This window comes from Streptomyces sp. NPDC056347, assembly GCF_042262625.1.
GTDB lineage: Bacteria > Actinomycetota > Actinomycetes > Streptomycetales > Streptomycetaceae > Streptomyces.
The window spans coordinates 18,435-34,929 of record NZ_JBHJQP010000037.1 but is presented as its reverse complement, the minus strand read 5'-3'; the positions used below and the strand labels follow the sequence as shown (position 1 = coordinate 34,929).

The following is a 16,495-nucleotide window of genomic DNA, read 5'->3' as shown; positions in this document are numbered from 1 at the left end:
TGGTCCAGGAGGGGGGCCGAAGGGATGCGTGCCGGGCGGGCTCGGGGGATCGAGGGGGCGTCCGCCCGGCACGCGGTCTCAGGCTGCCGTCTTCTTGACCCTGGTGGCCCAGGGGCCGACGAGGGCGAAGGGGCCCGGCTCCTCGAACACGAGGTCCTTGGTGACGGCCGTCGCGGTCTGCGCCCACCACAGCGGCAGGTACGGCAGATCGGCGGCGGAGGCGGTGACGGCGGTCATCAGGTGCGCGCCGCGCGCGGCCGGGTCGACGGTCTTCCGGGCGGCGGCCAGTGCCCCGTCGACGGCCGCGTTGTCGTAGTGCGGCAGGTTCGTGGGGGTGGCACCGCTGTCCAGATAGGCGTTGGTGAGCTCCGCCGGGTCGCCGGTGACGGGGTAGTACCAGAGGAACTGGAGGGGCTTCTTGCCGGGCACCAGACCGGCGATCCACTGCTCCAGCGTGGCCTCCTTGACGTTCAGCGTGATGCCGAGTTCCTTCAGCGAGGCCGCCAGCACCAGTGCCGCCTTGCCCAGCTGGGGTCCGCTGCTCGGGTACGTGAGGTCGAGGGTGAAGCCGTCCTTGTGGGCGGACTTCGCGAGTTCGGCTCTGGCCAGGTCGAGGTCGAAGTCCCAGGCGGGAAGCTTGTCGTAGGCCGCGTCGACCGCGTCGGCGGTGAGCAGGTCGCCCCACATGTCGGGCGAGACGAGGGTGGACGCCACCTCGGCCCGGCCGTGCAGGATGCCCTTGGTCATACCGGCCCGGTCGGCGGCGTGGGCGAACGCCTTGCGCACGTGTACGTCGTCGAAGGGCGCCCGCGCGGTGTCGAAGGCGAGGGCGACCACGGAGCGGTCGCCCGTGTAGGTGACCCGGGCCTCGCGCTCCCAGCCGCGGGCCTCGTCGGACGGCAGGTTCAGCGCGCCGTCGACGGAGCCGGACTTCATGGCGACGAGCCTGGTTCCGGCGTCGGGGATGAACGACAGCTTCAGCGACCGGACCGAGGGGCGCTCGCCCCACCAGTGGTCGTTGCGCTCCAGGGCCACATGGTCGTCGGCGGCGAAGGACGTGACCCGGTAGGGACCCGATCCCAGCAGCAGCGTCCCGGGGGTGCCGACCTTCCCCTTGTTCCGCGCGAGGAAGGCCTTGCTGCTGATCAGCAGTGTGCCGGGGGTCGGCGTCCAGGCGAAGGCCGCGTCGGGGTGCTTCAGCCGTACGGTGATCTCGCGGGCGCCGGTGGCCTTGACGGAGGCGACGTCGGCCCAGGCGTAGGCCAGCCCGCTGCCGGTGTCCCGGGCGGCCTCGACGGAGGCGAGCACGTCGTCGGTGGTGACCGGGGTGCCGTCGGAGAACTTCGCGTCACGGCGCAGGGTGTAGACGTACGTCCTGGCGTCGGGCTGCTTCCAGCTCTCGGCGAGACCGGGCCCGAGCTTGCCGGTGGGCCCGACGGAGAGCAGCGACTCCTGGGCCAGGCAGGCCACGACGTAGTTCAGGATGCCGGACTCACGGCTCACGTCCAGGGTCGACAGGGACGAGGGCAGGGCCAGGGTCAGCGTGTCGATCGGGGTGTCGGAGCCCCGGGCCGCCGTCCCGTCGGACGCCTCGGCCCCTTCGGGCCGCTGCGGCGCGCAGGCCGAGAGGATCGCCGAGACGGCGAGCACGCCGATGCCAGCTCCCGCCGCGCGGAGTACTCCCCGCCGCCCGATCCGGCCGTACTGCCCGTTTGGTTCCGCATGCATGGGAACGACCCCTTCATCCACCCCGAGCGTCCATTGAGAATGCCCAACTGGGCATGGAAGCTATACGCGAAACTTTGAGAGTGTCAAAGGAGTCCTAGGATTCGGTCACTCCCGATCCCGCTTGGGAAGGTTTTGTCCCTGTATGCCGGGCGCAGTCCGCTCGCCCCGGGCGCCGTCACCGCCTCCGATCCGGCCAAACTCCCGGCGCACCGAGGCCCGCCGGGCCCGTGCTCTGCGACCATGACCGCCGACCACCCCTGCCGAGGAGCGCAGCGTGCCCAAGCCCCACGTGAGTTCGGCCGTCATGACCCATCCCGTGCGCCTGGCCCAGGCCCAGGACCTCGCCGACCGGCTGCGGCTGGACGGCCTCGCCCTCGACCCCGACCCGCAGGGCCCGCCCTCCGCCCTGCGTACGGCGCTGGTCGCCTGGTCGGCCGTGCGCCCGGGGGCCGGCCATCATCTGGTCGTGCAGGACGATGTCGACGCTCCGGCCGAACTGCTGGAGATCGTCGGCCGGTCCGCCGTCCGGTTCCCCGACGAGGCCCTGGTCTTCTACACCAACTGGCACGCCCGCAATGGCGCCGCCGCCCGGCTCGCCGCCCTCGCGGGGGCCTCCTGGGTGCGGGCCGTGCCCGACGAGTTCACGCCGTCCCTCGCCCTCTGCCTGCCGGTCGCGAGCGCGGCCGCGTTCCGCGCGTACGCCCGCGACAGCGCCGAACGCCACGACGACGAACTGCTCTCCGCCTTCTTCCGGGGGCGCGGCCGGATGAGCCTGCTCGCCGTGCCGAACATCGTCGAGCACATCGGCACGACGAGCATCAACGACCACGCCGCCCAGGGCATCCGGCTCGCCGTCTGCCCCACCTCCGCCGCCGACGCCGCACCGCTGCTGGACCGGGGGCGGGTCCTGGAGGAGCCGGGCTGGATCCCGTACATGCGGTACGGGGAGGGCTTCGTCCGGCTCGTCGGGCAGGAGAACGGCGCCGACGGCGGGCGCGGCCACCACCCCTGGCGCGACGCCCTCCCCGCCACCGGCCTGACCGAGGAAGCGGTACGGGCCGCGCGGCTGCCGCGGCACCTCGCGGCGGAGGTGGCCCGGACCTTCGGCGACGCGTTCGCCGAGGAGCTCTGGATCCACTGCCTGCTGCTCGGGCACCAGGCGGCCCGCGCCGCCCGGAGCCTGGGGCCGCTACCCGACGGTGTCCCCCCGGACGCGCTGGACCGGCTGCGGCACTCCGCCGTCGCCACCGCCGGACCGGCCGGACTCCCGCCCGAACGCCGCCCGGAGGCGGGCCCGGACGAGGCCCGCGCGATGACCGCGCTGGCCTGGGCGGCCGTCCGCGCGGGCGGGACCCTCGGCCAGGCCTTTCCGACGGGTCGCGCAACTGTGTCCATGGACGCGGAGTCGTCCCCCGACGGGTCACGACCGCGCGGAAGCTCTTGAGCCGGCCGGCCGGCCGCCGCGTTTCGCCGTGGCCGACCGGCCACCGCGTTTCGCCGCGCCGCCCGCGGCGGTCCCTGCCGAAATCCGCGCGGCCGCCCGCACCGCTCAGGCCAGCTCCCGCAGGAGCACCTCCGGATCCGCGAGCAGGAACAGGTGACCGCCGTCGGGGACGGTACGCAATTCGGCGCCCGGGATCTGTGCGTGCGCCCAGCGCGCCACCTCGACGGGGACGTTGCCGTCCGCCTCGCCGTGGAGGAAGAGGGTCGGTACGGAGACCGAGCCCAGCGGGTCCGGCAGCGGGCGGGAGTAGCCGGCGAGATCGGTGACGGCCGCGTGCACGCCCTGGCGCTGTCCCTCAGACGTGTCCACGTCGGACAGTGCCCGGCAGGCGGGGTCGGTCATGATCAGCCGGTCGGACCGGGGCCAGGCGTCGAGGTTCGGCTCGTTCCTCGCCCTCTTGAAGACGCCCTTCCCCGCAAGCATCCGCCGGGCGACCGCCGGAGCCCGCACGGCGATCAGGTTCACGATCTTGACCAGCGGGATCCGGCGCGCGTACGCCTCGCGGGGAGCTCCGGGAACGGCGGCACAGGCGAGGACCAGTCTCGTCACCCGCCCGGGGAGCCGCTGCGCCGCCGAGAGCGCGTACCCGCCGCCGCCCGAGATCGCCACGAGTGCGGCCCGCTCGTGGCCGAGGTGGTCGAGCAGGGCCACGAAGTCGTCGTTCCAGCGGTGGAAGCCACGACCGGGCACGGGGTCGGTCTCGCCGTACCCGGGACGGTCCGGGAAGACCAGACGCAGGCCCGCCCCCTCCGCCGCCCGCCCCAGCGGGAGGCCCTCGTACCGGCTGCCGGGGGTTCCGTGGAGCACGATCACGGGCGGGGCGGCGGGGTCGCCGTACGAGCAGTACGCGATCCGGCGCCCATCGGGGGCCGTCAGGCGGTGCGTCTCGGGCAGCTCGGTCTCCGGCAGGCCCGTCGGGGAGGGGGTCATCGCCGCACCTCGTGGGATGTGGGGGTTGCGGCAGCGGCGGCGATCCCGCCGATGACGAGGTCAAGACCGAAGGAGAACCGGCGGTCGTAGTCGTGGTGGTCCGCGAACACCGACGCGGCCCGGCGCTCCGGCGGGAGGTGATGGAGTTCCAGATCGCCGCGGCCGAGGCGGATCGCCACGTGGCCGGTGACGAAGTCGTGCACGGTGCCGTACGCGTACGCGGCGGCCTCCTCGTCGAGCCCCGCGCCGCGCAGCGCCGCCACGACCCGGAACGCGGCGTCGTCGGCACCGGGCCCGACCAGCGGGGCGCGGCGGTGCGCCTCGAGGACGACGGGGTGCCGCATGAGCAGGTCGTGGAGCGTGTCCGCGAACAGCCGGACGGTGCCGCGCCAGTCCTCCGGCCATTCCACCGCCCGGGTCGCCTCGCCGACGATGCGGGACACCAGCGCGCGCTGGAGCGCGTCGACGCCTCCCGTCGTGCGATGGATCGCCATGGGTGACACGCCCAGCCGGTCCGCCAGCGCGCGGAAGCTCACGGCGTCCAGCCCCTCGTCGTCGGCCAGCTCGGTCGCCGCGTCCAGGACCGCGTCGAGCGTGACCGCCCGGGGGCGGCCGTTCTTCGGAGTGCTTGCCTTTTCGGTCACCATGCCCGCACCATATCGATACGCGTAACGAAACTTCAACAGGAGTGCGCATGACGGAGCTGCACGACCTCACGGCGCTGGAACTGGCCGCCGCCTACGCATGCGGTGACACGAGTCCCACCGAAGTCGTGGACCATCTGCTGGCCCGGATCGAGGGCGGCGACCGGGTGGGGGCGTTCACCACCGTGTCGGCCGACCGGGCCCGCGCCGCGGCGGCCGGGGCCGAACGCGTCCTGCGGTCGGCGGACCGCGCCGGGCTGCCGCGCCTGTTCGGCGTGCCCACCGCGGTCAAGGACCTGGAAGCCACCGCGGGTGTACGCACCACGCTGGGTTCCGCACTGTTCCGCGACTGGATTCCGGAGCACGACGACGAGATCGTCGACGTCATGGCCGACGCCGGGCTGATCAGCCTCGGCAAGACCACGGTTCCCGAGTTCGGGGCCGCCTGCTACACCGAGCCCGAGGTGTCCGCCCCGGCACGCAGCCCGTTCGAACTCCGCCGCAGCGCGGCGGGCAGCAGCGGCGGGGCGGCGGCCGCGGTCGGTGCCCGGCTGGTACCGATCGCGCAGGGCAGTGACACCGCCGGTTCGATACGTTCACCCGCGAGCGCCTGCGGCGTGGTCGGGCTCAAGCCCAGCCGGGGACTTGTCACCGCGGGCCCGGCGGGCAACGACGGGATGGGGCTCTCGGTACGGGGGCCGATCGCCCGTACGGTGCGCGACGCCGCGGCGTTCCTCGACGCCCTGACCGGCCGCACCGGGGCCGGCACCGTGCATCCGCCCCGGGCCGACGGCTACGAGCGCGCGTGCGGCGCACCCGTGCCACGGCTCCGGGTCGCGCTCGCCCAGGGCTCGGTCTCCGGCGGCCCCGTGGATCCCGAGGTCGCCGCGGCCGCGGAGCTCACCGCCCGCACGCTGGCCGGGCTCGGCCATGACGTGTTCGCCCGGGACCAGGCGCCGGACCCCGAGCTGACCGAGGGCTTCCAGGTGATGTTCACGGCACTGGTCGGGTCGAGGACCATGGCACTCGACGAGTCGCCCCTGCGGCCGATCGTCCGCCATCTCCGGTCCCGCTCGCGGAAGTTCACCTCGGCCGAGCTGGCCGCCTCGATCGGTGTCGTCCAGGCCCGCGCCCGCGCCTGGGCACTCCGCCACGCGGACGCGGACGTGGTGATCACTCCGACCGTGACGAACCCGCCGACGCCCGTCGGCAAGCTCCGCAACGATGCGGACCCGGCGGCCGAGCTGGCCGCGATGACCGCGTTCACGGGCAACACCGTACTGGCGAACGCCACCGGCTTCCCGGCCATCAGCCTTCCGCTGGGCTGGAGTTCGCAAGGGCTGCCGCTCGGGGTCTCGCTGACGGCCGGATGGGGGCGCGAGGACCTTCTGCTCGGCGTATCGGCCTCACTGGAGGAGGCCCTGCCCTGGGCCCACCGCTACGGCGAGCAGGGCGGGGCATGAACCTGGTGCCGCTCCCGGCAGCGCTTGCCCCGTCACACAGTCCGGCACACACGCTCGCGGCGTTGGCCAAAAGCCCACGTATCACGTTCTTGTTTCCCCGAGCGTTGTCCACCAGGCACCTCTCGGTGGACAACGCTCGGGCAGACTGCTTCGTGGGGCGGAAACGAGATACGTTACGGACTGCGGGAACTCCCGAAGCCCCCGATTCTTCTGTCGAGGGTTCGCCCGCAGGTCAGGAACGCGGGACAGCTTTCGTGAAACCCTGAGCAGGGCAACGAGGTTGGACGACCACCGGTCAGCCGCCGCAGAAGTCGCGCACAGCCCTGGGCCGCGTACCGGACGCTTGCCCGCTACTTGAGGGGGAGAGATTATGGCACCCATGTCCCGTATGCCGGATTCAACGAAGTTGGACCAGAACAGCATCCTCGCTCGATAAACTCGCAGGTCACGAAGAGTGTTCCCCGCGCGTGCGGGGGTGGTCCCGTGTACCAGCGGCCCTTGTAGGTGCTCAGGACGTGTTCCCCGCGCGTGCGGGGGTGGTCCCCGACACGGTGGCCCCGCCCCTGCACCACGGGGGTGTTCCCCGCGCGTGCGGGGGTGGTCCCGAACGGCACCACGGCGCCGGGCGCCGAAGTCGGTGTTCCCCGCGCGTGCGGGGGTGGTCCCATCAGCCACGGGTGCGTGTACCCGTCGCCGAGGTGTTCCCCGCGCGTGCGGGGGTGGTCCCGCGCGCGGCCCACCGCGCGGTTGCCACGACAGGTGTTCCCCGCGCGTGCGGGGGTGGTCCCGCGCGGACTCAACTTGGCATTGATGCCAGCAGGTGTTCCCCGCGCGTGCGGGGGTGGTCCCCGTCGGTCCCGTAATGGGCTCGCAGCAGGTCGGTGTTCCCCGCGCGTGCGGGGGTGGTCCCGCAAGGCACATACCAACCTTGGCTAGACAGGGGTGTTCCCCGCGCGTGCGGGGGTGGTCCTCCGGATCGATGGTGCGGACTGCGGCGCCGAGTGTGTTCCCCGCGCGTGCGGGGGTGGTCCCAACGGGAGCGCGCAGCACCCGGACAAGCGCAAGTGTTCCCCGCGCGTGCGGGGGTGGTCCCTGTTTGCTGTGGTCGGCGTCGTACCCGACGACCTCGTAGCCGTGTTCCCCGCGCGTGCGGGGGTGGTCCCAGGCCGCTGCCCTTGATCTCGCGACCGTCAGCGTGTTCCCCGCGCGTGCGGGGGTGGTCCCTCAGCTCTCCGGCGGGTCTCTCGTCGCGGCCGGTGTTCCCCGCGCGTGCGGGGGTGGTCCCCGGCAGGCCCTGCGGACGCTGCTGCGCGTCGCGCGTTCCCCGCGCGTGCGGGGGTGGTCCCCCGGGCCCCGACGTTGCGATGCTCGTCGGCCGGTGTTCCCCGCGCGTGCGGGGGTGGTCCCCGCAGAGCAGCAGCGGCCGAGGGGAACGGGGGGTGTTCCCTGCGTGTGCGGGGGGTGGTCCCTCGTCGTCGCCGTGGTGGTCGCAGTACGCCGTGTGTTCCCCGCGCGTGCGAGGGCGGCCCGGCCGCACAGGTAGGCCTGCTGAGGGCCGGTGAGTGTTCCCCGCGCGTGCGGGGGGGGTAGCCCCGGGCCGCCGGCGTTGCATCGTGGCCCCGCCGGATTGCCGCGGCCTCGCGGGGCCACCCCCGGTGCCCGCCTACCGGACGGCGTGCGTGATCCACACGCCCGGTTCCCAGTACGCGGCCACGTCCCGCGCCCGGTCGACGCGGAGGGGCGCGAGGCCGCCGGGGAAGACGTACTCCCCGTCCTCCGGGAGGGCCAGGCCCGTCCAGCTCTCCCACTCGGCGACCGTGCCGGTGATCCGCGAGGAGTGCGCGGAGGCCGCCGCGAGGGTGCCGCCCGCGCCCACCTGGGTCCGGATCCACGGGTCGAAGGGGGCCCCGTCGTCCCGGGTCCACGCCGCGTACCGCTCGATCGGCACCAGGGGGTAACGGTCCTTCCAGGTGGGGCGCACCGGCACCAGGACCGTCCCGAGCCCGGCCCGTCGCGCCGTGTCCGTCATCGCGTCGAGCAACACCTTGGACAGGCCCCGGCCCTGGTGGTCCTCGGCCACCTCGATGCCGAGCGCGACGAGCGCGTCCGGGGCGCACCCGGCGTCGCGGTCGGCGAAGGCCCGCGCGATCGAGTCGTCCAGCCCGGGGCCGAGGTCCGCCGCGGTGCCGTCCCAGGTGCGCGGCAGCGAGCGGCCCGCACCGGCGATCACCTCGTCCTCGTCGTCGTACAGCAGGAACTGGTACTCCGGGAAGTCCTCGAACAGCCGGTTCCAGTAGTCGCCGTTGATGTCGCCGTGCAGGTTGTACTCGGGCACCACTCCGGCGAACCGCTCGGGGATGCGGTCCCACAGCTCGGGCCGCTGCGAGTGGCGTACCAGGTCCAGGGGCATGGTTTCTCCTCAGGAAGCGGGGACCTCGACGTCCCAGACGACGACGATCGGGAGTCCGTCCCAGGCGGCGCGGGCCGCGTCCGCGATGAACTCCTCGTAACCCCCGGGCGCCAGGCTCCCGTTGAACAGGGGTTCGTGGCAGCCGCGCACCCGCAGCCCGGCCCGGCCGAAGGCGTCCAGATAGTGGCTCGGCAGGTGGACGTGGTTGCGGACGAAGGCCAGTTCCTCGGCGCCGTGCACGAAGAGGCACTGGCCCTGGAGCGCGATCACGAAGGGGTGCATGTCCGTGACGACGATCCGCCCGCCCGGCCGGACCACCCGGGCCAGTTCCGCCACGGCGGGCGCGGTGTCCGGAAGGTGTGTCATGGCCAGCGAGCAGACGGCGAGGTCCACGGAGTCGTCGTCGAGCGGCAGCCGCTCCAGACGGCCCACGCGGTAGTCGGCGTCCGGGGTGTGCTCGCGGGCCTTCTCGATCATGTGGGGCGACTGGTCGACGCCGATGACGCGGTGTCCGCGCGCGGCCAGCGCCCGGGTCTGGCGGCCGGTGCCGCAGGCGGCGTCGAGCGCGGTGCCCGGGGCGAGGCCGTCGAGGATCGCGGCGACGACCGGCTCCTCCACCTCGATGTACGAGCTGGGCAGCGAGTCGTACACCGCCGACCACGACGCGTAGCCCGCAGCCGCGTCCAGTTCGCTGACCTGGGCACCGCCGTCCGGAAGCTTCTCCTCGTCGAGGACGAAGCGGCGGATGTCGGCGACCCGCTCGCTCAGGAATGCCTCGTCGCCGTCCACGGCTCGGCGCAGCAGTGCCAGCCCCTCGATCCCCAGCACCAGTTCCCGTACACGGAATTCACCGCGGAATTCTTCACTCATGCAAGCCTCTCACCGGTCGTCGGACGGCCCGTGCCATTTCCGGATTCCGCCCTACCCAGAAGGAACGACGGAAAGTCCCGCCCGGCCACGTGTGGCCGAAAACAGCGGACCGGATGGCCTGTTGATGGTGGCGTTGTCGTCTCCGGGGCGGCTGCCTAGCATGTGCGGCATGATTGAGGGATATCTCGGCCGCGAAAGTGTCACCGTCGGCGACGAAGTGACGTTCCATCTCTCCACCGATGCCCCCCGTTTCCGTCTTCGTTTCTACCGGCTCGGCAGTGAACTCGCTCTCGTCGGGGAATCCGAGGAATTCCCGGGCACCTTGCATCAGCCACCTGTCCATCCCGACGGAATACCAGGCCTCGTCTCACCCTCCGACGACTGGGGATGGCCACCGCTCACCCTCCCGGTGCCCGAGGACTGGGAGCCGGGAATCCATCTGGCCGAATTCATCGAATGCGGGCCCGGCCGTCCGGAAAACCCTCCCCCGCTCACGACCGAGCGGCTGGAGGGGAACGCCCGGGAGTTCTTCGTCGTACGCCCCCGGGTGCCCGGCAGCCGCTCCCGCATCCTCTACAAGAAGTCGACGTTCACCCGGCACGCCTACAACCGCTCCGACCGGCCGGGGACCGACCGGGGCGCCAGCCTCTACGACCACCCCGTCCACCGGTCCGGCGGCGGTGAACCCCGAGGTCACAGGGTCAGTCTGCACCGCCCGGGAGGCGTGATCGACCTCGCCTACTGGGACGCGCCGTTCATCGCCTGGCTGGAGCGCAGCGGCTACCCCGTGGAGTACTGCACCGACCTCGACCTGCACGAGGACCCCGCCCTGCTCGACCCGTACCACCTGCTGCTCAGCGTCGGCCACGACGAGTACTGGAGCGCGGCCATGCGCGAGCACGCCGAGCGCTTCGTCCGCGACGGCGGGAACATCGCCTTCCTCAGCGCCAACACCTGCTGGTGGCGGGTGCATCCGACGGACGGGAACACCGCTTTCGTCTCCGACACCGATCACCACGTCGGCGAGGAATACCCCCATCTGCCGGCCACCGACCAGTGGTGGACGCCCGAGCCGGACGGAGTCGGCCATCCGGAGAACACGCTGACCGGGGTGAGTTTCCGCAACGGCGGAATGTGGCCCGCCACCGAATGGCCGGGCGACCGCCCCCGTGCCGGATACACCGTCCAGCACGCCGATCACTGGATCTACGAAGGAACCGGCCTGCGGGACAATTCCGGCGGCGGAACGGCGGACCGGCTCGGTGCCGGAACACCGCTCATCGGATATGAATGCGACGGGGCCGCCTTCTCCTACGACCCGGACGGAACAGCCCGTGCCACCGGCGAGGACGGGACTCCGGATTCCTTCCTCATTCTCGGGATATACGTCCTCGACCCGGTGCACGAGAATTTCCACGACGCCAAGTGGGGGCACTGGAACGTTCCGGTGCGTGAGCCGTCCATCAGCAGCCCCCGGGCCGCCACCATGGGCCTCTTCACCGCGGGCGGCACCGTCTTCACCGCGGGCACCACGGACTGGCCCGTGGTCTGCGGGCACGAACAGGACCCCGGCGTCGTCCGCGTCACCCGCAATCTCCTGGACCGGCTGCGTCACCGCGGTCCAGGAGCCGGATGAGCCCGGGAAGTCCGGTGATCCGCGCCGCCCCCTCGGGAAGGGGCGGCGCGGCCCCCCGTACCGCCCGGTCGGGCCGGTGCAGATGGACCGCGCGCATCCCCGCCGCCAGTGGACCGAGCACATCGGGCGTCCACATGTCACCGACGAACAGCACCCGGTCCGCGGGCAGCCCGCACTTCTCGGTCACGGCACGGTAGATCAGCGGATGCGGCTTGCGGACGCCCGTCCGCGCGGAGCCCACCACCACGTCCACCGCCCCGCCGATGCCGGTCTCCGCGAGGCAGTCCTCCAGGTTCCAGAACCAGTTGGAGCACACCCCGACCAGCAGCCCCCGCTCCCGCAGCCGCGCGAGAACGCCGGGCACGTCCGGGTAGAGGGCGAGGCGGACCGCCTTCATCGCCCGGTCCAGCTCGGCGACCAGCCCGTCCAGCTCGGCCTCCGGCACTCCGCAGCCCCGCGCCCGCCGCCGCAGCCGGTCCCGCTCCCAGGTGACGTAGGCGGTCTCGTCCGCCGAGTGCGCCAGGTGCTCCTCGCCCTCGGCGGGGCCCACCGACCACTGGTCGCCCCAGAGTTCGCCCTGGGCCGCCAGGCCCCGGCGGGCGAAGACCGCGCGGTGGTCCGGGGGCAGCGGCTCGACCATCCGCACCAGCGTCCCGTAGAAGTCGAGGACGACCGCACCGATCCCGCCCACCGCTCCCACCGCTAGAACCGACCGTAGCGGCGCGGGAAGTAGTCCTGGAGGCCGCCGTCGCGTTCGATGTCGACGGTCGCGCAGTGCAGCCCGCCGCCGAACGGTCCGACCGCCCGGAACGGCACCGGCACGATCTCGAATCCGTAGGAGGACAGCTGGTCGGCGAGGCGCACCTCCTTCTCCTCCACGCACAGGGTGTTCTCGTCGAGGTTCAGCATGTTCCCGGCGAGCCACGGGCTGCAGAACGACAGCTTCGGCGGGTGGTCCCAGCTGGCCGGCTGCACCGCCTCCACGATCTCCCAGTCGTTCAGTTTGAAGAACTCCATCAGCTCGGCGTCGGCGAGCCGCTCCCCGCAGTGCAGCACGAGACCGGGCCGCAGCGGCACCCAGGTCGCGTCGATGTGCAGCGGGTGGGTGTTGGTAGAGGTCACCGCGTGCACCCGGTGGTCGGGGAAGTGGCGGCGCAGCCAGTCGTAGCCGCTCCGGTTGGTGACGAACGACAGCTGCACGAAGAGGTCCTTGCCGAACCGGGCCACGTCCGCCGCGTCGAAGAGCGGCTCCGCCTCGGTGAGCACCAGGTCGTAGTCGCGGACCCGGGCCAGCTGCACATCGGTCGGCAGGTCGTTGTACGTGTCCCAGAACCCGGTCTTGTACGAGGCGTCCGTGAGCCGCGGCTTGGGCGCCGCCTCCCAGCGCATCCGGTCGTCGGCGTCGAACAGGTTCTGGAGCAGCGGCCGGTAGCAGAGGTATTCGAACCAGCGGCTGCGGTACGACATGGTCGCTTCGAGGACCTCGTTGCCGACGGTCAGCAGCAGGTCCCTCGGCGGCATGCAGCCGAACATCGAGTCGTGGGTCCACTCCGGCGTGGACACCGCCCGGTCGAAGTCGACGGGGGTGGGGCGGTCCACCCGGATGCCGCGCCGCCGCAGCATCTCGGCGAAGTCGTCGAGCTGCTGGTCGGCCTCGGCCACCATGTCGTCCGGCATGGGCCCGTACGTGCCCAGCGGGAAGCCGTCGTCGGGGTAGTCGCGGCGCACCGCGTGCTCGGGGGCCTGCACCACGGTGCCCTCCGCGCGGCCGACGATCACATGGCGCAGGGGGTCCCAGCCGTTCCAGGCGTTGACCCGGACGGGGCGTTCGGCGCCGTCCGGGGCAGCGGCGCCAGAGGCGGGGGTGGCGGACGCGGTGGTGCTCTGCTCGGTCACGTACAAGCCCTTCGATCGGGGTCGTGGGGTGCCGCAGGGGCCAACCTGCGGGCAGGGCGCCGTCACCGTCAAGAGCCGTCCGGCTACCGAACGTGCCATTCGCGTCAACGTGGCCGGAGTGCGGCTACCGCCTCCGGGGCATGAGCGGGCATCGGCGCAGCACAGCCGGGAAACGCTCGGCTCTTCGTGGGAATCGCACCGTTGTCTTCCGGCCGAAACTCCGTGCCGTGGCGGGGAGCGGCGGTCCCCGGGGTAGTGATGAAGACCGTCGCAGCAGTCCCGTACGTCCCCCACGAACCCCGCACGGAGGAACTCATGACAGCTCGTCTGCCCCGCCGAACCGGGATTCTGGGTGCTCTGTTGCTGCTGACCCTGGCGGGCTGCTCGGGCGGGGGCGACTCCTCGGGCGGGCCGGAGGGCGGCGGCGATCTGACGGTGTGGCTGACCGTGGACGCCCGCGAGAGCTGGCCGGGGATGGTCGCGTCCGCCAACAAGCGGTTCACGGCGAAGCACCCGGGCGTGAAGGTGAAGGTCCAGTACCAGCAGTGGACGACGAAGAACCAGAAGCTCGACGCCGTCCTCGCGGGACGAAACGTTCCGGACGTGGTCGAGATGGGCAACAGCGAGACCACCAACTACCTGGTGAACGGGGCGTTCGCGCCGCTGGACCCGAAGAAGTTCGAGCGGTCCGGGCAGTGGCTGCCCGCACTGGCCGACGCCTGTCGTCTCGACGGCCGGACGTACTGCGTGCCGTACTACGCGGGGGCGCGCGTCGGGGTCTACCGCACCGACTACTTCAAGGCCGCCGGCATCACCGGCGCCCCGCGCACCTACCCCGAGCTGGTCTCCGCCCTCGACCGGCTGAAGGCGAAGTACGGGGCCGACGACCCCCGCTTCTCGGCACTGTACCTGCCCGGCCGCTACTGGTCGGCGGCGATGGCCTTCGTGAAGGACGCGGGCGGCGAGATGGCCGTGGAGAAGAACGGGCGCTGGCAGGGGGCGCTCTCCTCGCCGAAGTCCGTCGCCGGGCTGACCACCTGGAAGAAGCTGATGGACGACTACTACGTCGGCGACCGGTCCAAGGACAACGGTGACGAGCCGGCCGTGGTCGGGCAGGGGAAGGTCGGGGTCTTCTACGGCAACACCTGGGAGGCCCAGGCCGCCACCGATCCGCGCTCCGGCGGCGATCCGGCGCTGAAGGGCAAGTTCGCCACCTTCGCCTTCCCCGGCCCGTCCGGGAAGCTGCTCCCGCCGTTCCTCGGGGGCTCCACGCTGGCCGTGCCCGCCAAGTCGAAGAACCAGGAGCTGGCGACCGAGTGGATCCGGCTCTTCACCGACAGCGATTCGCAGAAGAAGCTGATCGCCGCCAACACGCTCCCCAACAACACCGTGCAGCTGGCCGACGTCGCCGCCGGGGGCGTCAACGGCCCGGCCGCCCAGGCCGCCACCCGCGGCTGGGTCACCCCGCTCGCCCCCGGCTGGACCTCGGCGGAGAAGTCCAACGTCCTGCCCGAGATGCTGGAACGCATCGCCACCGGGAAGGCGTCCGTGCAGGACGCGACGCGCGAGGCGGACCGCAGGATCGACGCGGTGATCAATGAGCACTGATCCGGGCGGGCGAAGGCCGCGCCGCCACCTTCCCTATCTGCTGATCGCTCCTTCCTTCCTGGCCCTGCTGGTGGTCCTGGCCTATCCGCTCGCCGACATGGTGACGCTGGCCTTCCAGGACATGACCCGCAAGGAGCTGTTCAGCGGCCAGGCACCGCCGTGGGCCGGTCTCGACCAGTTCCGGAGCATCCTCGGCGACGGGTTCTTCTGGACGGTGGTGGCCCGCACCGCCCTGTTCACCGTCGTCTGCGTCACCCTCACGATGGTGTTCGGGCTGCTCGTGGCGCTGCTGATGCGGCGTACGTCGTCCTGGGTGCGGGCGGTGCTCGCCGGGGTGCTGGTCGCCGTGTGGGCGATGCCGGTGATGGTCGCGGCGGCCGTCTTCCGCTGGCTCTTCGACGCGGACTACGGGGTGGTCAACTGGCTGCTGTCGGCGCTGCCCGGCGTGGATCTCGCCCGGCACAACTGGTTCACCGACCCGTGGCAGGGCTTCGCGGTGATCGCCGCGGTCGTCGTCTGGGGTGCGCTGCCGTTCGCCTCGGTCAGTCTGCACGCGGCGCTCACCCAGATCCCGGCGGAGCTGGAGGAGGCCGCCGTGATCGACGGCGCCCGGCCGTCGCAGGTCTTCAGGTTCGTCACCTTCCCCGCGGTCAAACCCCTCTTCGTGATGGTCACCACGCTGATGGCGATCTGGGACTTCGGGGTCTTCAACCAGATCTGGCTGATGCGCGGCGGGCAGCCGGAGCGGGAGTACTACCTGCTCGGCGTCTACTCCTTCATCGAGTCGTTCGCCGTCAACCGCTACAGCGCCGGAGCGGCGATCGCGCTGGTCACCGTCGTCCTGCTGCTCGCGGGCGCGGTCGTGTACCTGCGTCAGATGCTGCGACTGGGGGAGGTCGAATGAGCCGGGCGCGCACCGGGCGACGGGCTGCGGGGGTACGGCGGCGCCGCCTGCGCTACGACCTGCTCGGCCTGTTCACGGCCGCCGTCCTCGGTTTCCCCGTCTACTGGATGGTGCTGACCGCGTTCCGGCCGGCGACGGAGATCCTCAGCCTGCCGCCCGAGTTCTGGCCGAGCCGTCCCACGCTCGGCAACTTCGCCCGTGCGATGGGCACCGAGACCTTCTGGCCCAACGTACGCTCCAGCGTCGTCATCGGCGTCGGCACCGTCCTGGTCTCGCTGCTGGTCGGCACCCTCGCCGCGTTCGCCCTCGCCCGCTTCCGCTTCGCCGGGCGCAAGGCGTTCGTCGTGGTGATCCTCACCGTCCAGATGATCCCGCTCGCCGCCCTCATCATCCCCGTCTACCTGCTGCTCAACGACGCCGGGCTCACCGACAGCCTGGCCGGCGTGATCCTCGTCTACCTCGTCTTCACCCTGCCGTTCACCGTGTGGATGCTGCACGGGTTCATCGTCGCGATCCCGGCCGAGCTGGAGGAGGCGGCGATGGTCGACGGCTGCGGACGGCTCGGCGCCTTCACCCGGGTCGTCCTGCCGCTGCTCGCCCCCGGGCTCGTCGCCACCTCCGTCTTCGCGATGGTGCAGGCGTGGAACGAGTACGTACTCGTCTACGTCCTGCTGTCCACCCCGGAGAAACAGACCCTCAGCATCTGGCTGGTCTCCTTCCAGACCAGTTTCGGCACCGACTACGGCGGGCTGATGGCGGGCGCCACGCTCACCGCGCTGCCCGTCGTCGTCTTCTTCCTGGCCGTCCAGCGCAAGATCGCCGCGGGGCTGGCCACCGGAGCGGTCAAGGGATGAGCGAGGGGACGCCGCCGACAGGCGGCGGACACCCCGAGGCCCTGCCGG

The 16,495-nt window shown here is 72.1% G+C and carries 13 protein-coding genes and 1 CRISPR repeat array; of the genes, 6 read left to right on the top strand and 7 right to left on the bottom strand.

Annotated elements, in window-relative coordinates:
* Positions 1-78: 78 nt before the first annotated feature.
* Positions 79-1,728 (bottom strand): ABC transporter substrate-binding protein, encoded by a 1,650-nt coding sequence (locus tag ACFCV8_RS11755; RefSeq protein ID WP_376685137.1) that lies wholly within the window; start codon positions 1,726-1,728, stop codon positions 79-81.
* Between the two features lie 274 nt (positions 1,729-2,002).
* Between ACFCV8_RS11755 and ACFCV8_RS11750 the strand changes: the two genes are divergently transcribed.
* Positions 2,003-3,172: a hypothetical protein gene (locus ACFCV8_RS11750; protein WP_376685136.1), complete on the top strand. Its 1,170-nt coding sequence runs from the start codon at positions 2,003-2,005 to the stop codon at positions 3,170-3,172.
* A gap of 105 nt (positions 3,173-3,277) precedes the next feature.
* Here ACFCV8_RS11750 and ACFCV8_RS11745 read toward each other — a convergent pair whose 3' ends face one another.
* Positions 3,278-4,162 (bottom strand): alpha/beta fold hydrolase, encoded by an 885-nt coding sequence (locus ACFCV8_RS11745; RefSeq protein ID WP_376685135.1) that lies wholly within the window; start codon positions 4,160-4,162, stop codon positions 3,278-3,280.
* A complete protein-coding gene (locus ACFCV8_RS11740) occupies positions 4,159-4,809 on the bottom strand; it encodes a TetR/AcrR family transcriptional regulator (RefSeq protein ID WP_376685134.1) in 651 nt (216 codons plus the stop codon). Before ACFCV8_RS11740 ends, ACFCV8_RS11745 begins: the two co-directional genes overlap by 4 nt.
* A gap of 47 nt (positions 4,810-4,856) precedes the next feature.
* On the opposite strand from ACFCV8_RS11740, the gene ACFCV8_RS11735 reads away from it, so the two are divergent.
* The gene (locus ACFCV8_RS11735) at positions 4,857-6,269 is read left to right on the top strand and encodes an amidase (protein WP_376685133.1); all 1,413 of its coding nucleotides are present in this window, start codon (positions 4,857-4,859) and stop codon (positions 6,267-6,269) included.
* A gap of 454 nt (positions 6,270-6,723) precedes the next feature.
* A CRISPR array of direct repeats spans positions 6,724-7,861; the repeat unit is 29 nt; unit sequence GTGTTCCCCGCGCGTGCGGGGGTGGTCCC.
* Positions 7,862-7,932: 71 nt separating this feature from the next.
* Here the strand turns inward: ACFCV8_RS11735 and ACFCV8_RS11730 are convergent.
* Positions 7,933-8,679, bottom strand: a complete 747-nt coding sequence (locus tag ACFCV8_RS11730; RefSeq protein ID WP_376685132.1) for a GNAT family N-acetyltransferase — start codon at positions 8,677-8,679, stop codon at positions 7,933-7,935.
* Positions 8,680-8,688: 9 nt separating this feature from the next.
* The gene (locus ACFCV8_RS11725) at positions 8,689-9,549 is read right to left on the bottom strand and encodes a class I SAM-dependent methyltransferase (RefSeq protein ID WP_376685131.1); all 861 of its coding nucleotides are present in this window, start codon (positions 9,547-9,549) and stop codon (positions 8,689-8,691) included.
* A 169-nt stretch (positions 9,550-9,718) separates the two neighbouring features.
* Between ACFCV8_RS11725 and ACFCV8_RS11720 the strand changes: the two genes are divergently transcribed.
* Complete coding sequence (locus tag ACFCV8_RS11720; protein WP_376685130.1) at positions 9,719-11,185, top strand: N,N-dimethylformamidase beta subunit family domain-containing protein; 1,467 nt, start codon at positions 9,719-9,721, stop codon at positions 11,183-11,185.
* Here the strand turns inward: ACFCV8_RS11720 and ACFCV8_RS11715 are convergent.
* Together ACFCV8_RS11715 and ACFCV8_RS11710 are read right to left on the bottom strand one after the other, a co-directional pair.
* Positions 11,133-11,876 carry an HAD family hydrolase gene (locus ACFCV8_RS11715; protein WP_376685129.1) on the bottom strand — a complete coding sequence of 248 codons (744 nt, stop codon included), beginning with the start codon at positions 11,874-11,876 and terminating at the stop codon, positions 11,133-11,135. The genes ACFCV8_RS11720 and ACFCV8_RS11715 overlap by 53 nt on opposite strands.
* A gap of 11 nt (positions 11,877-11,887) precedes the next feature.
* Positions 11,888-13,081 carry a serine/threonine protein kinase gene (locus ACFCV8_RS11710; RefSeq protein WP_376685128.1) on the bottom strand — a complete coding sequence of 398 codons (1,194 nt, stop codon included), beginning with the start codon at positions 13,079-13,081 and terminating at the stop codon, positions 11,888-11,890.
* 315 nt (positions 13,082-13,396) lie between these two features.
* Here ACFCV8_RS11710 and ACFCV8_RS11705 point away from each other — a divergent pair, with 315 nt between their 5' ends.
* Genes ACFCV8_RS11705 through ACFCV8_RS11695 form a run of 3 tightly spaced genes read left to right on the top strand, consistent with a single transcriptional unit; the run spans position 13,397 to position 16,447 of the window.
* Positions 13,397-14,689 carry an extracellular solute-binding protein gene (locus ACFCV8_RS11705; protein ID WP_376685127.1) on the top strand — a complete coding sequence of 431 codons (1,293 nt, stop codon included), beginning with the start codon at positions 13,397-13,399 and terminating at the stop codon, positions 14,687-14,689.
* Positions 14,679-15,593 carry a carbohydrate ABC transporter permease gene (locus tag ACFCV8_RS11700; RefSeq protein WP_376685126.1) on the top strand — a complete coding sequence of 305 codons (915 nt, stop codon included), beginning with the start codon at positions 14,679-14,681 and terminating at the stop codon, positions 15,591-15,593. The genes ACFCV8_RS11705 and ACFCV8_RS11700 overlap by 11 nt, the downstream gene beginning before the upstream one ends.
* Positions 15,590-16,447, top strand: a complete 858-nt coding sequence (locus ACFCV8_RS11695; protein ID WP_376685125.1) for a carbohydrate ABC transporter permease — start codon at positions 15,590-15,592, stop codon at positions 16,445-16,447. Before ACFCV8_RS11700 ends, ACFCV8_RS11695 begins: the two co-directional genes overlap by 4 nt.
* Positions 16,448-16,495: the final 48 nt, after the last annotated feature.

What these genes read in the sequence shown, in the direction of transcription:
- ACFCV8_RS11700 (WP_376685126.1), top strand. Translation starts at nt 14,679, where the DNA reads ATGAGCACTGATCCGGGCGGGCGAAGGCCGCGCCGCCACCTTCCCTAT.
- ACFCV8_RS11735 (WP_376685133.1), top strand. Translation starts at nt 4,857, where the DNA reads ATGACGGAGCTGCACGACCTCACGGCGCTGGAACTGGCCGCCGCCTAC.
- ACFCV8_RS11745 (WP_376685135.1), bottom strand. Translation starts at nt 4,162, where the DNA reads ATGACCCCCTCCCCGACGGGCCTGCCGGAGACCGAGCTGCCCGAGACG.
- ACFCV8_RS11725 (WP_376685131.1), bottom strand. Translation starts at nt 9,549, where the DNA reads ATGAGTGAAGAATTCCGCGGTGAATTCCGTGTACGGGAACTGGTGCTG.
- ACFCV8_RS11705 (WP_376685127.1), top strand. Translation starts at nt 13,397, where the DNA reads ATGACAGCTCGTCTGCCCCGCCGAACCGGGATTCTGGGTGCTCTGTTG.
- ACFCV8_RS11695 (WP_376685125.1), top strand. Translation starts at nt 15,590, where the DNA reads ATGAGCCGGGCGCGCACCGGGCGACGGGCTGCGGGGGTACGGCGGCGC.
- ACFCV8_RS11755 (WP_376685137.1), bottom strand. Translation starts at nt 1,728, where the DNA reads ATGCATGCGGAACCAAACGGGCAGTACGGCCGGATCGGGCGGCGGGGA.
- ACFCV8_RS11740 (WP_376685134.1), bottom strand. Translation starts at nt 4,809, where the DNA reads ATGGTGACCGAAAAGGCAAGCACTCCGAAGAACGGCCGCCCCCGGGCG.
- ACFCV8_RS11730 (WP_376685132.1), bottom strand. Translation starts at nt 8,679, where the DNA reads ATGCCCCTGGACCTGGTACGCCACTCGCAGCGGCCCGAGCTGTGGGAC.
- ACFCV8_RS11720 (WP_376685130.1), top strand. Translation starts at nt 9,719, where the DNA reads ATGATTGAGGGATATCTCGGCCGCGAAAGTGTCACCGTCGGCGACGAA.